Source organism: Caulobacter sp. P4_E5, assembly GCF_056401555.1.
Window position 1 is genome coordinate 1 of record NZ_JBFUJD010000012.1, and the last position, 15381, is coordinate 15381.

Annotated in this window: 10 protein-coding genes; 7 read left to right on the forward strand and 3 right to left on the reverse strand. The window is 69.8% G+C overall.

Annotated features, from left to right (window positions below):
* From AC1DSO_RS05815 to AC1DSO_RS05830, 4 genes are all read left to right on the forward strand, one after another.
* A partial coding sequence (locus AC1DSO_RS05815; RefSeq protein WP_477067947.1) for a glycoside hydrolase family 2 TIM barrel-domain containing protein occupies window positions 1-2148 on the forward strand: 2148 nt, incomplete at its 5' end.
* Between the two features lie 327 nt (window positions 2149-2475).
* Complete coding sequence (locus tag AC1DSO_RS05820) at window positions 2476-4785, forward strand: alpha-N-acetylglucosaminidase (protein ID WP_477067948.1); 2310 nt, start codon at window positions 2476-2478, stop codon at window positions 4783-4785.
* The gene (locus AC1DSO_RS05825; RefSeq protein WP_477067949.1) at window positions 4782-5900 is read left to right on the forward strand and encodes an acyltransferase family protein; all 1119 of its coding nucleotides are present in this window, start codon (window positions 4782-4784) and stop codon (window positions 5898-5900) included. Before AC1DSO_RS05820 ends, AC1DSO_RS05825 begins: the two co-directional genes overlap by 4 nt.
* An 8-nt stretch (window positions 5901-5908) precedes the next feature.
* Entirely contained in the window at window positions 5909-7165 is a 1257-nt protein-coding gene (locus tag AC1DSO_RS05830; protein ID WP_477067950.1) for a histidine-type phosphatase, read from the forward strand.
* Here AC1DSO_RS05830 and AC1DSO_RS05835 read toward each other — a convergent pair.
* Window positions 7162-8196, reverse strand: coding sequence for a LacI family DNA-binding transcriptional regulator (locus AC1DSO_RS05835; RefSeq protein WP_477067951.1), 1035 nt, complete (start codon window positions 8194-8196; stop codon window positions 7162-7164). The genes AC1DSO_RS05830 and AC1DSO_RS05835 overlap by 4 nt on opposite strands.
* 222 nt (window positions 8197-8418) lie before the next feature.
* On the opposite strand from AC1DSO_RS05835, the gene AC1DSO_RS05840 reads away from it, so the two are divergent.
* The 3 genes from AC1DSO_RS05840 to AC1DSO_RS05850 all read left to right on the forward strand — a co-directional run bounded on the left by AC1DSO_RS05840 (window position 8419) and on the right by AC1DSO_RS05850 (window position 13237).
* Window positions 8419-10359, forward strand: a complete 1941-nt coding sequence (locus AC1DSO_RS05840) for a glycoside hydrolase family 97 protein (protein WP_477067952.1) — start codon at window positions 8419-8421, stop codon at window positions 10357-10359.
* The gene (locus AC1DSO_RS05845; RefSeq protein WP_477067953.1) at window positions 10356-12065 is read left to right on the forward strand and encodes a glycoside hydrolase family 43 protein; all 1710 of its coding nucleotides are present in this window, start codon (window positions 10356-10358) and stop codon (window positions 12063-12065) included. Before AC1DSO_RS05840 ends, AC1DSO_RS05845 begins: the two co-directional genes overlap by 4 nt.
* Window positions 12066-12145: 80 nt before the next feature.
* On the forward strand, window positions 12146-13237 hold the full coding sequence (locus tag AC1DSO_RS05850; RefSeq protein WP_477067954.1) for a LacI family DNA-binding transcriptional regulator: 1092 nt from the start codon (window positions 12146-12148) through the stop codon (window positions 13235-13237).
* On the opposite strand, the gene AC1DSO_RS05855 is transcribed toward AC1DSO_RS05850, so the two are convergent.
* Together AC1DSO_RS05855 and AC1DSO_RS05860 are read right to left on the reverse strand one after the other, a co-directional pair.
* Window positions 13234-14163: an ROK family protein gene (locus AC1DSO_RS05855; RefSeq protein ID WP_477067955.1), complete on the reverse strand. Its 930-nt coding sequence runs from the start codon at window positions 14161-14163 to the stop codon at window positions 13234-13236. The genes AC1DSO_RS05850 and AC1DSO_RS05855 overlap by 4 nt on opposite strands.
* Window positions 14160-15380, reverse strand: coding sequence for a glycoside hydrolase family 88 protein (locus tag AC1DSO_RS05860; protein WP_477067956.1), 1221 nt, complete (start codon window positions 15378-15380; stop codon window positions 14160-14162). Before AC1DSO_RS05860 ends, AC1DSO_RS05855 begins: the two co-directional genes overlap by 4 nt.
* Between the last annotated feature and the right edge of the window lies 1 nt (window position 15381).

A 15381-nucleotide genomic window follows, 5' to 3' on the forward strand; every position in this document is an offset into this window, starting at 1 on the left:
GACGGCCGCGTGGCGGTCAACGGCAAGCCGATCGTCATCCGCGGCGTCAATCGCCACGAGCACGACCCGGAGACCTTCCACGTCATCTCCGAAGCCTCGATGCGCCGCGACATCGAGCTGATGAAGCGCAACAACATCAACGCCGTGCGCACCTCGCACTATCCCAACGCCGAGCTCTGGTACGCCCTGGCCGACGAGTACGGCCTCTATGTCATGGACGAGGCCGACATCGAGAGCCACGCGTATATGGATTACGCGAACAAGCACCCGGAGCTGCGGCCCAAGCTGCAGATCGGCTTCGACCCGGCCTGGGAAGGCGCTCACGTCAGTCGCGTGCTCAACATGGTCGAGCGCGACAAGAACCACCCCTCGGTGATCTTCTGGTCGCTCGGCAACGAGGCCGGCATCGGGCCCAATTTCGAGAAGGCGGCCGCCGAGGCCCGCAAGCGCGATCCGTCGCGCCTGATCTCGTATCTCGGCTGGGGCACCCTGGACTGGGAGCATGCCCCCAACGCCTATGTCGACGTCTATGCGCCGATGTACGACGATGTCGAGAAGATGGTCGACTGGGCGCTGGATCCGACCCGCACCCAGCCGATGATCCAGTGCGAATATTCCCACATGCAGGGTAACTCCGGCGGGAACTTCAAGGAGTACTGGGACACCATCTACAAGTACGACAAGCTGCAGGGCGGCTTCATCTGGGACTGGGTCGACCAGTCGATGTACCGCTATGCCAAGGACGGCCGCCGCTATTGGGGCGATGGCGGCGAGTATGGCCCCAACCCCGGCGGCGACGTCGAGTTCGGCGACGGCCTGATCCAACCGGATCGCACCCCTAACCCGCACATCTACGAGGTCCAGAAGGTCCTCTCGCCGATCCAGTTTGAGGCCTTCGATCCGGCGACCGGCGCGGTGACGGTGCGCAACCGCCACGACTTCCGCGACCTGTCCGGCTTCGCGTTCGAGTGGGCGCTGCTGGAGAACGGCGTCACCATCGCGTCGGGCGATCTGCCGGCGCTGGCGACCAAGGCGCGGGCGACCCAGACCGTCACCCTTCCGCTGCCCAAGATCGAGCGCAAGGCGGGGGCGGAGTACTTCGTGACGATCCGCGCCAAGGCCAAGGCGGGCTCGGTGTCGCTGACGCCCGAAGGCTATGTGGTCGGCTGGGAGCAGTTCGCCCTGAGCCAGCCGGCGATCGCGACCGCTCAAGCCGTCAAGGGCGCCGTCGAGCTGAAGGACGCCGCCGACGCCGTCACCCTGTCGGCGGGCGGAACCAGCCTGACCCTGGATCGCAAGACGGGCCTGGTCTCCGGCTATGGCAAGGCCGGCGCGGCCCTGCTGACCGGCGGCCAGCCCAACTTCTTCCGGGCCGAGATCGACAACGACACCCTGACCGGCACCGTCTCGCAGCAGACGCCGTGGAAGGTGATGACCAAGGAGCGGCAGGTCCGCGCGATCACCAGCCGCCGCCTGCCGGGCGGCGGGGCCGAGGTCGTCGTCGACCATGAGCTGGGGGCGGGCGCGGCGCGCTTCGTCACCACCTATACGATGAACGGCGACGGGACCGTCGACGTGGCCGGCCTGCTGACGCCGCTGAAGAGCGATCTGCCGCCGCCCGTGCGCGTGGGGCTGTGGTTCTCCATGCCGACCAGCCTCAAGACGGTCGAGTGGTACGGCCGCGGTCCGCACGAGAGCTACGTCGACCGCAAGACCAGCGCGCCCATCGGCCTGTGGCGCGGGGCGATCGCCGAGCAGAACCACGACTACATGCGGCCCCAGGACACCGGCAACAAGGTCGACGTCCGCTGGATGGAGGTCTCAGGCGAGGGCAAGGGCCTGCGGGTCCGAGGCGCCAGCCCGCTGATGATGAACGTCCTGGCCTTCCCGTACACGGACCTCTACCGCCGTCCGGAAGGAACCTGGAAGAGCACCGACATCACGCCGCACGGCGAGGTCTCGTTGCTGGTCGACGGGGCGCAATGGGGCGTCGGCGGCGACACGGCCTGGAACCATGTCGGCCAGCCGCACATGCAATACCGCACCAAGCTGGAGCCGACCCGCGTGGCCTTCCGGCTCGAGCCTTTCGACGGCGAAGGCACGACACCAGACAAGGCCTCGCCGGCCCAGGCGACCACGCCGCAGTAGATCGCGCACGAGGAGGCGGCCGTTCGATGGACGGCCGTCTCCCGCAGCCTAGCGTTGGGGCGACTGAAAGGTATTAAATTGGTCGCATCCACTGTCAGCGCGGCGATCGCGTTGTTGCCTTTTCGTGGGAATTGAAACCAAAATTCCACCTGCCGGAAAATTCCGGCTTGTGAAGCCCCGCAACCGCGTTGTCTAAGGATATGGGGCAATGTGGCTCCGGGGTTGGTGAGGGGCGTTGGCCCGGTCGGAAGCGCCTTCAATGTACTCTCGCCGTCCAAGGTGGCGCGAAGAGGTATTGAAATGGTCTCTACCGGGGCGCTGGTATGCATGGCCGCTTTTCTAAATCGACGTCAGGCGTTGACCACCGCGCTGGCCGCCGCCGCGGTGGCCAGGCCCGCCTTGGCCGCGAGCCCGGTCGGGACGACCGCCGCCGCCAAGGCCAGCCTCACGCGTCTGTTCGGCAAGCGCCTGGCGAGCGTGTCCCTGCGCCTCGCGCCCAGCGATGGGCGGGCCTGGTATTCCGTCAGCGGTGAGGGCGGAAAGCTCTCGATCGCCGGCGACAGCCCCGTGGCCCTGGTTCGCGGCGCCTACGCCTATCTGCGCCAGGCGGGCCTGGCCCATGTCAGCTGGGAGGGGGATCGGGTCACCCAGGGCGGCGCCTTGCCCGCCTCGGCCGGCGGCCGGGTCGAGAGCCCGTTCAAGCATCGCGCTTACCTCAACACCTGCACCTACGGCTACACGACCCCCTGGTGGGGCTGGGGGCGCTGGAGCCGCGAGATCGACTGGATGGCGGCGCACGGCGTCGACATGCCCCTGGCCATGGAAGGTCAGGAATATGTCTGGCGGGCGCTGTGGCGTGAGTTCGGCCTGACCGAGAGCGAGCTGGCCGACTATTTCTCCGGGCCCGCCTTCACGCCCTGGCAGCGCATGGGCAATATCGAAGGCTATCGCGCCCCGCTGCCGACCGCTTGGATCGACAAGAAGAAGGATCTGCAGGTCAAGATCCTGAGCCGGATGCGGTCGCTGGGCATGAGCCCGATCCTGCCGGCCTTCGGCGGCTACGTGCCCAAGGCCTTCGCCCAGAAGAACCCCAAGGCCCGCATCTACCGGATGCGGCCGTGGGAGGGCTTCCACGAGACCTATTGGCTGGACCCGGCCGACCCGCTGTTCGCCAAGATCGCCGGCCGTTTCCTGGCGCTGTACGCGCAGACCTACGGGGCGGGGACCTACTACCTGGCCGACTCGTTCAACGAGATGCTGCCGCCGATCAACGCCGACGGCGCCGACGCCCGCGACGCGGCCTATGGCGACGGAACCGCCAACACCGTCGCGACCAAGACCAAGGTCGAGATCGACCCGGCCCTGAAAGCCAAGCGCCTGGCCGCCTATGGCAAGGCGCTCTACGACTCGATCCGTCAAGGCCAACCGGACGCCGTTTGGGTGATGCAAGGCTGGCTGTTCGGCGCCGACAGCCACTTCTGGGACCCGCCGGCCATCTCGGCCTATCTGAGCCTGGTTCCCGACGACAAGCTGATGGTCCTAGACATCGGCAACGACCGCTATCCGGCGGTCTGGAAGAACGCCAAGGCCTTCGGTGGCAAGCCGTGGATCTATGGCTACGTGCACAATTACGGGGCCAGCAACCCGGTCTATGGGGACCTCGACTACTACCGCCGAGACCTCGCGGCCATCGCGGCCAACCCCGACACCGGCAAGCTGGCGGGCTTCGGCATGTTCCCTGAGGGGCTGCACAGCAATTCGATCGTCTACGAGGCCGCCTATGACCAGGCCTGGGGCGCGGGCCACGAGTCGTTGGCCGTGTGGCTGTCGACCTACGCCCGCTCGCGCTACGGCCGGACCACGCCCGCCCTGGACGCGGCGCTGGGCCAGCTGGTCCAGGCCGCCTATTCGACCCGCTACTGGTCGCCGCGCTGGTGGAAGAGCAAGGCCGGCGCCTATCTCTTCTTCAAGCGCCCGACCGCGACGATCGGCGAGTTTCCGCCCCATCCCGGCGACCGCGCCCAGCTGGACGCCGCCGTCCGCGCCCTGGCGGCCCAGGTCGGCGCCTTCGCCGACCAGCCGCTGTTCGTGCTGGACCTGGTCGACGCGGTCCGGCACCTGGCCAGCCTGGAGATCGACGGCCAGCTGCAGGCCGCCGTCACCGCCTATCGCCAGGGCGATGTCGCCGCCGGCGACCGGGCGCGCGGCGAGGTCGAGGCCCTGGCCCGCGCCATCGACGCCCTGCTCGGCGTCCAGCCCGAGACCTTGGCCACCTGGATCGACGACGCCCGCGCCTATGGCGACACCCCGGCGGACGCGGCGGCCTATGTCGCCAACGCCAAGGCCCAGGTCACGATCTGGGGCGGGGAGGGCAACCTCAACGACTACGCCTCCAAGGCCTGGCAGGGCCTCTATCGCGACTTCTACCTGCCGCGCTGGTCGCGGTTCCTCGACGCCCTGAAGGCGGCGAGGACCGGACCGTTCGACGAGGCCGCCGTCACCCGCGACGGCATCGCCTGGGAGCGCGCCTGGGTCGCCGCCGACGTCACCTATCGCCGCGAGCGGCCGGCCGATCCGGTCGGCGAGGTGAAGGCCCTGATCGCTCGCCTGGACCAGGCCCGAGGGAAAGCCGCATGACCAAGCCCGCCACGCGTTTCCTGTCCCTGGACGTCTTCCGGGGCCTGACGGTCTGCCTGATGATCGTCGTCAACACCAATGGTCCCGGCGCGAAGGCCTATACACAGCTGGTCCATGCCCCGTGGTTCGGGTTCACGGCGGCCGACGCGGTGTTCCCGTCGTTCCTGTTCGCCGTGGGCTGTTCGATGGCTTTCGCCTTCTCGCGGCCGATCCCGACGGGCGAGTTCGTGGCCAAGGTGCTGCGGCGCACGGCCCTGATCTTCCTGCTGGGCTTCCTGATGTACTGGTTCCCGTTCGTCCATAAGGTCGACGGGCACTGGGCGCTGAGCCCGTTTTCCAACACGCGGGTGATGGGCGTCCTGCAGCGGATCGCCCTCTGCTACATGCTGGCCGCCTTCGCCGTGCGTTGGCTGTCGCCGCGCTTGATCGTCGTGTTGTCGATCGCGCTGCTGCTGGGCTACTGGGCGATCCTGATGGCCTTTGGCGACCCGGCCGCCCCGCTGTCCAAGCTCGGCAACGCTGGCACCCATCTAGACCTGTGGCTCATCGGCCAGAACCACCTCTATCGCAAGGACGGCGGGTTCGACCCCGAAGGCTTGCTGGGAACCCTGCCGTCGACGGTCAATGTGCTGGCCGGTTACCTGGCCGCGCGCTTCCTGAAGGAAGCGACCGACGCCCGTCGCGCCACCCTGCGCATGGCCCTGGCCGGCCTCGTCCTGATCGTCGCCGCGCTGGCCTGGGGCCTGGCCTTCCCGATCGCCAAGAAGCTGTGGACCAGCAGCTTCGTCCTGCTGACCGTGGGCCTGGACCTGGTGGTGCTGGCCGGCCTGACCGCGCTGCTGGAGGGCAAGTCGCCCAATCCGGCGACGCGCTTCTTCCAGGTGTTCGGCCTCAATCCGCTGGTGATCTACCTGTTCTCCGAGCTGTTCGTGACGGTGCTGGGCATGATCGAGGTCGAGCCGGGCGTTGGGCTCTACGCGTGGGTCGGGATCCATGTATTCCAGGCGCTGACGCCGGGGGCGCTAGGCTCGCTGCTGTGCGCGATCGCCTACATGCTGGTGTGCTGGCTGCTCGGCTATGTCATGGATCGGCGCGGCATCGTCGTGAAGCTGTAGGAACCGCCATGCGCCTGCCTGTTCGTATCGCCGCCGTCGCGGTCGCCCTACTGTCGGCGACGTCGGCTCAAGCGGGTCCCGCGGCTGACCGGCTCGAGAAAGTCGTCATCCTCAGCCGCCACGGCGTCCGGGCCGCGATGTCGACGCCGGAGCGGCTGGAGGAGGCCTCGGCCCGCCCGTGGCCCCGCTTCGACGTGCCGCCCGGCCACCTGACCGCGCGCGGCGGCCAGCTGGTCGAACTGATGGGCGGCTATTATCGCCAGCTCTACGCCGCCGAGGGGCTGCTGAAGTCCGGCGATTGCGGCGCGGTCTATTACTGGGCCAACGTCACCCAGCGCACCATCGCCACCGCCGGCGCCTATGCTCGGGCCCTCTCGCCCGGCTGCGCGATCACCGTGAACACGGCGGGCGAGGGGCGGTTCGATCCGATGTTCGAGCCGGTCAAGGCCGGCGTCGCCACGCCCGATCCAGCCCTGGCCCGCGCCGCCGTGGCGGGCCGGGTCGGCGGCGACCTCTCCGCCTGGAGCGCCAGCCACCGCCAGGAGGCCGAGCAGCTCGACGCCTTCCTGATGCAGTGCGCCCAAGGGCCTTGTCCGCCGACCCAAGGCAAACGCCGGATCCTGGACGCCAAGCCCGGCTTCGCCGAGGGCGAGGAGCTGGCCAGCCTGTCCGGCCCCGAGGCCTTCGCCTCGGGCGTCACCGAGAGCCTGCTGATGGCTTGGGCCGACGGCCGCGACTTCGCCAGCCTGGGTTGGAAGGGCGTCGACGAGCAGACGCTGACCCAAACCTTCTTCCTGCACCAGGCCGAGTTCGACCTGCGCCTGCGGACGCCCTACATCGCCAAGGCCCTATCCAGCCAGATCGCGGGACGCCTGCTGGCCACCCTGAAGCCCGGCGCTTCGCCGTCGATGATCGGCCCGGCCGACGCGCGGGTGGTGGTGATCGCCGGCCACGACGGTACTCTGGCCCTGCTGGGCGGCCTGCTGCGCCTGGAATGGACGCTGCCGGGCTACCAGCCCAATCAGATCCAGCCCGGCGCGGCCCTGGTGTTCGAGCGTTGGCGTCGCGCCGATGGCGTCCGGGTGATCCGGACTCGCTTCACCGGCCAGAGCCTGAGCCAATTGCGCGCGGCCGCGCCGCTGAGCCTGGCCGCGCCGCCGTCGAGCGCGCCAGTGTTCATCCCCGGATGCAGCACGGCGACGCCGGCCTTCGACTGTCCGGTGGACAAGTTCGACGCGGTCGTGGCCCGGGCGCTGAGCTTCTAGGAACGCGCGGCGCCCGGCGCGGCCGTGGAGGCGCGCGGAACCAAGGTCAGCCCGGCATTGACGTGGCGGCGTTCGTCCTCGCCGTCCTGGCGGATGAGGGCGGCGGCCATGGACACGGCGGTCGCCGCCATCTCGGCGATCGGCTGGCGGATGGTGGTCAGTTCGGGCCAGACGGTCGAGGCCACCGGCGTGTCGTCGAAGCCGCCGATGCTGAGTTCGCTGGGCACGTCCAGGCCCAGGCCATGGGCCACGGCGCTGACGGCGGCGGCCATGTCGTCATTGGCCGCGAAGATCGCCGTCGGACGCTTGCCCGTCGCCAGCAGCTGGCGGGCGGCGTCCAGTCCCGAACGATAGGTGAAGTCACCGTCGGCGACTCGGGTGTCGGGAACGGCCAGGCCGGCGGCGGCCATGGTCTCGCGGAAGCCTTCCTCGCGCCGGCGGGCGGTGGAGTGTTTCGGATCGCCTCGGATGAAGGCGATGTCGACATGGCCGAGATCGATCAGGTGTTGGGTCATCATCCGCGCGCCGGCGTAGTCGTCGACGAAGACCGCGGCCTTCTCGGGACGCGGCGTGGCGGTGGCGAAGCTGACCGAGGGCACGCGCTCCCGTTCCAGATAGGCGAACACCTCGGGGTCGTCGCACAGCGGCGGCGGCAGGACGATGGCGCGGACGCCGGCCTCGACCAGCTTGCGAACCGCGGCCAGCGGCGTCGGATGGGCCGGAGTCGGCTCGATCAGCAACTGGTTGCCGCTGGCGCTGGCCTCCTTGAACGCCCCCATCAGGAAGTTGCTGAGATTGGACGAGTTCGGGTTCGAATAGAGCAGGCCGATCTGGGCGATGCCGGTGCGGGTGGCGCGGGCCTGGGTGTTGGGGCGATAGCCGAGGGTTTGGATCGCCGCATTGACCCGCTCGCGAACCGGGGCGCTGACGTGCGGATAGTCGTTGACCACCCGCGAGGCCGTCATGGACGAGACCCCCGCGTGGCGCGCCACATCGTGGATGGTGGGCGCCTGCCGCCGCTGTCCGCTCAAGACTCGCCCTCATACGCTGGCGCGACTCTCTGCCGGAGTCCGCGCTCGCGGACACTCTACCGAAGTCGCGGGGGCGATGTCCAAGCGCACGCGCTACGACCTTGGTCCAGTGTCGACGACGGCTTGCCAAGGGCGGCGTCCTCGGGTTTGATATCGTTATCATAAGCGGTGACGCAAAAAGAGTTGGGGTGGAGCGTGTCGGGAGAAGAACGGTCGAAAGACGTGGGCGGACCGGCGCGACGCGCGGTTTTGGCGGGCGCCGGCGCGGCGCTGCTCGCGGGTCCTGTCTGGGCGGCCAAGGGCGACGGGCTCGAGGTCGTTTCGCCGGACGGCCGTCTTCGGCTGCGATTGAGCGTCGGCGCGGGCGGCCTCGCCTGGACTGTGACGCGCGCGGGACGGACGGTGCTTGCCCCCAGCCCACTGGGCCTCGTCCTGGCGGATGGYCGCCGACTGGGACCCGGCGCGCGCCTGACGGGCGTGACGCACCGGCGGGAGCGCGGCGCCTGGACGCCGCCGTACGGGATCCGCGCCCGCTATGACCAGACCTGTTCCGAACTGACCGTCGAGTTCGAGCAGCCCGGCACGGGCGTCCGCTTCGCGGTGGTCGCTCGCGCTTACGACCACGGCTGCGCGGTGCGCTGCGTGCTGCGCGGCGCGGCCGGCGGCGCCGTGAAGCTGGCGGGAGAGGCGACCGGGTTCGTGTTGCCGCCGGAAACCGTCCTCTACGCCAGCCGCGACGAGGGCGAGTACCAGCGCACCGCGCCGGCGGGCCTAGCGCCGGTCGTCCATCCGAACCTGACCACCAGCGCCGACAAGGGACCATTCGCCGACCTGCCGGTGACGGCGATGGTCCCAGGCGCGGCGGTTCTGATCGCCGAGTCCGATCGCCTGGACTATCCGCGCGCCATGCTGAAGGCCGACGGCGCCAAGCTGGACGTCCACCTGATGCGCTTCCCCGGGCGCGCCGACGGCTGGTCTGGGCCAGGCGACACGCCAGCGGAGGAGAGCTTCGACTTCGCGATTGGCCAGGCCAGCCCGTGGCGGGTGCTGCTGGTCGCCGAGACCGAGGCGGGCCTGATCGAGCACGCCGACCTGATCACCACCCTGGCCTCGCCCAACCGGCTGGGCGACGTGCGCTGGGTCAAGCCGGGCCGGGCTGTGCGGGTTCGCAAGCCGTACTCGATGGCCGGAACGATGGAGGTCATCGCCTTCGCCGCTGCGCACAAGCTGGACTACATCGAGTTCGACGCCCACTGGTACGGCGACGGCACCGACCCCAGCGACGCCACCCGCGCCATTCCCGCCCTGGACATGCCGGCCATCGTCGCGGCGGCGCGCGAGAAGGGGCTGGGCGTCATCCTCTATGTCGACCGCGTGCCAGCCATGCGCCAGCGCGACGCGATCCTTTCGACCTACAAGGCCTGGGGCGTGGCGGGGATCAAGTTCGGCTTCGTCTGGGAGGGCCGTCAGTCGGACAACCGGTTCATCACCGACCTGGTCCGCGCCTGTGGCGAGCACGGCCTGCTGGTGAACCTGCACGACAATCTGCGCCCGGCAGGGCTGGAGCGGACCTATCCGAACTATGTCGCGCTGGAGGGCGTGCGCGGCAACGAGCAGTTCCCGACCGCCCGCCACAACGTCACCCTGCCGTTCACGCGGGCCGTGGCGGGGCCGATCGACTACACCATCTGCTACGCCCACGAGCGCAACCAGACGACCAACGCCCACCAGCTGGCGATGGCCGCCGTCTACTACAATCCGCTGACCTTCCTCTACTGGTACGACACGCCGGCCAAATACGCCGCCAAGCCGTGGCCGGAGCTGGCCTGGTTCGACGCGTGCCCCACCGTCTGGGACGAGACCCGGGCCCTGGCCGGCCGCATCGGTGAGTACGTGGTGGTAGCGCGCCGGCATGGCGACCGCTGGTTTCTCGGGGCGATGACCAACGAGACGCCGCGCGTGCTGAAGATCCCGCTCGGCTTCCTCGGCAAGGGCGTGCGCCAGGCGCGGGTGTTCGCCGATGGCCCGGCCGGCGCCAAGGCCAACCAGACGCCGGTGTCGCTGTCCGAGCTCCGGGTCGACCCCGGCGACGTCCTCACCCTTGACCTCAAGCCGAGCGGCGGCCAAGCGGTCTTGTTCGACGCCCCGGGAGCCAAGGCATGAGCGAGCGATCGATCCTTCTCGCCTTGGCCCTGCTGGCCGCCTCGCCGACCTTGGCGGCGGAGCAGAAAGCGTGGCTGCCGGACCAGGGCGACGGGACCTATCGCAACCCGGTGCTGGCCGGCGACTATTCCGATCCGGACGTCGTGCGGGTCGGCCAGTTCTACTATTTGACCGCCTCGTCGTTCACGAACACGCCCGGCCTGCCGATCCTGCGTTCGACCGACCTCGTGAACTGGACGCTGATCGGTCATGCGCTGACCGACATCCCGCCCGTGGCCCATCACATGACGCCGCGCCGCGGCGGCGGGGTCTGGGCGCCGGCCATCCGCCATCACGGCGGTAAGTTCATGATCTACTATCCGGACCCGGACTTCGGGGTATTCCTGGTCACCGCCAAGGATCCGGCCGGGCCGTGGACCAAGCCGGTGCTAGTCGACGACGCCAAGGGCATGATCGATCCCGCGCCCTTTTGGGACGATGACGGCCAGGGCTGGCTGGTCCACGGCTGGGCGCGCAGCCGCGCGGGCATCGCCAACATCATCAGCCTGCGGAAGCTGAATGCCGCCGGCGACAAGACGGTGGGCGAGCGGATCAAGATTATCGACGGCGAGATCCTGCCCAAGGTCATGACCTCGCGCGGGCCGTTCCCGTGGATGACCACCGAGGGCCCCAAGCTCTATAAGCGCGACGGCTGGTACTATGTCTTCGCCCCCAGCGGCAGCGTGAAGGGCGGCTGGCAGGGCGTGTTCCGCGCGCGCAAGCTGGCCGGGCCCTATGAGGGTCGCGACGTGCTCGACCAGGGCAAGACCGAGGTCAACGGCCCGCACCAGGGCGCCTGGGTGAGCACTCCGACCGGCGAGGACTGGTTCCTGCACTTCCAGGACTTCGACTCCTACGGCCGTCGGGTCTGGCTGCAGCCGATGGCCTGGAAGGACGGCTGGCCGGTGATCGGCGCCGACCCGGACGGCGACGGCATCGGCGAGCCGGTGCTCGCACACCGTAAGCCCAAGAGCGCTATGGCCTCGGCGATCACCGCCCCGCCGGACAGCGACCGCTTCGACGGCAAGCTGTCGCCGGCCTGGCAGTGGAACGCCAATGCGCAGGCCGACTGGGCCGACCTGAAGGCCGCGCCCGGCAAGCTGCGCCTGAAGTCGATCTCGGGCTCGGAAAACCTCTGGGAGGTCGGGGCGCTGCTGACCCAGAAGCTGCCGGCCGAGCGCTTCACCGCGACCGCCAAGCTGACCTTCGCGCCGCGCGCGGTGGGGGAGCGGACGGGCCTGGTGATGTTCGGCGCGGACTATGCCTGGCTCGGGCTGCGGAACGGCAAGGACGGGTTGTCCCTGGTTCGCGTGGACCGGACCGGCGCTGACGCCTTCAAGCCGGAGCAGGTCACGACGGTGCTGGAGACCGCGCCCGCCACGGTGTGGCTGCGCCTGTCGGCCGAGCCGGTGACCGTGGCCGATCCGCCGCCGAGCTTTTCGCCCTACTGGCCGTCGATGCTGCGCTCGACCCACGCCAAGGTGACGTTCAGCTACAGCCTCGACGGCGTGTCCTATAAGCCCGTCGGCGAACCGTTCGTCAGCAAGCCTGGCCGCTGGGTCGGCGCCCAGATGGGCCTGTTCGCCCAGGCGACCAGCGGCACGCCGTCCAACACCTCGACCCGTATCGGCTGGTCGGACGTCGAAGAGTTTCTCGTCGGTCCCTGATCACGGACGCTGACGCGTTTGATCGCGCGCCGGCGCCTGCTAAGGACTGTGTTTGTTATCGTCACCAATCGCGAGGCCGCTTGACCGAGACGCGCGAAGGCAAGGCCCGAAAACGCCGGGAGCCGTCCAAGGCCGACGACCCATCACGGCCGATCACCATCCACGACGTGGCGCGCCACGCCGGGGTCGGCTCGATGACGGTGTCGCGGGTGATCCGGGGCGCGGCCAATGTCAGCCCGGCCATGCGCGAGCGGGTCGAGGCGTCGGTGCGGGCCCTGAACTACCAGGTCAATGTCGCGGCGCGGGCGACGCGCTCTCGGACCACGGCGGCGCGGATCGGCATCCTCTACAGCAACCCGAGCGCCTCGTATCTCAGCGAGATCATGGTCGGCGGGCTGGAGCAGAGCTCCAAACTGGCCAGCCACCTGCTGCTGGAGCGCTGCGAGGGCCTGGCCGGCCAGCAGGCGGCCGTGAAGCGGCTGCTGGCGGCGGGCGTGGACGGGGTGATCCTGCCACCGCCGCTCTGCGACTCGCGGCCGACCATCAACCGGCTGCGGGCGGCGGGCGTGACGGTCCTGGCCCTGGCCACGGCGCGGCCGATGCCCGACGTCTCGTGCGTGCGGATCGACGACTTCCAGGGCGCCCTGGCCATGACCCGGCGACTGGTGGCCTTGGGTCATCGCGACATCGCCTTCATCAAGGGCGATCCGCTGCACACCCCCACCGAGGTGCGGTTCGAGGGCTTCGCGGCGGGCATGGCCGAGGCGGGGATCACGCTGCGGCAGGAATGGATCGCCGAGGGCCTGTTCACCTATCGCTCGGGCCTGGCGGCGGCCGAGCAGTTGCTGGACGGGCCGGCGCGGCCGACCGCGATCTTCGCCAGCAACGACGACATGGCCGCCGCGGCCCTGGCCGTCGCCCATGGCCGTCAGATCGCCGTGCCCCAGGATCTCACCGTCTGCGGCTTCGACGACACCGCCGTGGCGACCACGGTCTGGCCCGAGCTGACCACCATCCACCAGCCGATCGCCGCCATGGGGCGGACGGCGGTCGCGATGATCGCCGACCAGATCCGCGTCGAGAAGGCCGGCGGCGAACCCGCGCCCGACCATCACCTGATGAAGTTCACCCTGATCGAGCGCGGCTCGTCGGGACCGCCGCCGAGCGTCTAGGCGGTCACCGCCGCCAGGGCCCGGACCTCGTCCAGCGACCACAGCCGCGCGGCGCCGCGCACGCCCGAGGCGTCGCCCCAGACCGCGGGCGCGATCTTGGCCCGCCATGGGTCGGCAAAGACGCGCGGCGCGATCAGGGCCGGCAGGCGGGCGTAGATCTCCGACACGTTCGACAGCCCGCCGCCCAGCACGATCACGTCCGGATCGACGATGTTGCACAGCACGGCGACGGCGCGGCCCAGCCGGTCCAGATAGCGGTCGAAGGCGGCGGTGGCCTCGGCCTCGCCGGCGCGGAAGCGGGCGATGATCTCCTCGCCCGGCAGGTCCTCGCCTGCAGCGCGGCGGAAGTCGTGACGCAGGCCGGTGCCGGAGATCCACATCTCCAGGCATCCGCGCTGGCCGCACCAGCATTGGGGGCCGTCTTGCTCCTCGGCCGTCGGCCAGGGCAGGGGCATATGCCCCCATTCGCCGGCGATGCCGTTGGGGCCCTCGATCAGCTTGCCATCGATGGTCAGGCCGCCACCGCAACCGGTGCCCAGGATGATGGCGAAGGCGACCTTGGCGCCGGCCGCGGCGCCATCGACGGCCTCGGACAGCGCCAGGCAGTTGGCGTCGTTGGCCAGGCGCACGGGACGGCCCAGGGCCTCGGACAGGTCTTCGCGGAAGCGGCGGCCGTTCAGGTACAGCGAGTTGGCGTTGCGCATGACGCCGGTGGCCGGCGAGATCGAGCCGGGCGCGCCGRCGCCCAACGTTCCGCGCTCGCCAACCTGCTGCTCAAGCTTGGCCACCAGATCGCGCACGACCGTCAAGGCCGCGTCGTAGCCGCCGGGGTTCGGAACGCGCGCTCGGGCCAGCACTTGGCCGGTCGCGTCCAGGGCGGCGGCCTCGACCTTGGTGCCGCCGAAATCCACGCCGATCTGGATCACCAGTAGGGCTCCCAGACGCGCGTCAGGCGCACCAGCGCCTCGAGGAAAAAGTAGTCGCCCCAGATGCAGGCCTCGTCGACGCCGACGCCGTTGGGCATGTGGTAGACGGCATGGGCCAGGACGCCGGTCCCGGGCGGTCCCAGGGGCAGCAGGTAGCGCTCGCCCAGCACATCGACCATGGCCAGGGCGGCGGCCGCGTAGGTCTCGCGGTCGGGATCGTCCAGCGGCAGGGCGCGGGTCAGTTCCAGCAGGCCGCACACCGCGATGGCCGCGGCCGAACTGTCGCGCGGCTGGGTGTCGTCGGTGAAGACCAGGTCCCAGCAGCAGATCAGGTCTTCCGGCAAACGATTGAGGAAGTAGTTGGCCAACCGCGCGGCTACGTCGATCAACGCCGGGTCGGCGTGGTGGCGGTGGACCAGCGGGAAGCCCGACACGCCCCAGGCCTGGCCTCGCGCCCAGCACGAGCTGTCGCTGAAGCCTTGGTGGGTGGTCCCGCGCAACGGCGCGCCCGAATGCGGGTCCATGAAGAAGGTGTGGAAGGTCGAGGCGTCGGGCCTGACGATGTAACGCGCCGCCTGAGCGATATGGCGGTTGGCGGCCTCGGCGAAGGCGGGCTCGCCGGTCTCCTTCCCGGCCCAATAGAGCAGGGGGAGGTTCAGGTTACAGTCGATGATCATCCGACCGGCCTGGCTGGGGTCGGAAAGGTCGCCCCAGGCCTGGATCACGCCCGCCACCGGCAGGTAGCGATCCAACAGCTTCCGCGCCGCGGCCAGGGCGGCGTCACGGGCGATGGTGTCGCCGGTGAGCTTCCAGGCGGAGACGCAGGACAGCGAATAGAGGAAGCCCAGGTCGTGGTGGTCGACGGCGATGGCGTTGTCGATCCGGTCGCGGAAGCTCAGCACCTGGCGCTCGGCCGCCTCGCGATAGCGGTCCTGGCCGCTGGCCTCCCAGGCCAGCCACAGCATTCCGGTCCAGAAGCCGTTAGTCCATTCGGTGTTGTCGATCGCCGGGTAGACGCCGCCCTGGCTGGAGGGGGCGGGGAAGGCGTCGGTGAAAATCTCGAGGTTCCGATCGATCCGCGCCAGCACGGACGCCAGGATCGCGTCGAGACGCGCGCGGTCGGGGCGGGGGCGGCGGAGGATCTCGCCGGCTCGCGCGATGGGCGCGCGCTGGATCGGCTCGCGCGCGGCGGGGGCCACGGGGGTGGAATGGATCATC

What these genes read in the sequence shown, in the direction of transcription:
- AC1DSO_RS05860 (WP_477067956.1), bottom strand. Translation starts at nt 15,380, where the DNA reads ATGATCCATTCCACCCCCGTGGCCCCCGCCGCGCGCGAGCCGATCCAG.
- AC1DSO_RS05845 (WP_477067953.1), top strand. Translation starts at nt 10,356, where the DNA reads ATGAGCGAGCGATCGATCCTTCTCGCCTTGGCCCTGCTGGCCGCCTCG.
- AC1DSO_RS05825 (WP_477067949.1), top strand. Translation starts at nt 4,782, where the DNA reads ATGACCAAGCCCGCCACGCGTTTCCTGTCCCTGGACGTCTTCCGGGGC.
- AC1DSO_RS05830 (WP_477067950.1), top strand. Translation starts at nt 5,909, where the DNA reads ATGCGCCTGCCTGTTCGTATCGCCGCCGTCGCGGTCGCCCTACTGTCG.
- AC1DSO_RS05820 (WP_477067948.1), top strand. Translation starts at nt 2,476, where the DNA reads ATGGCCGCTTTTCTAAATCGACGTCAGGCGTTGACCACCGCGCTGGCC.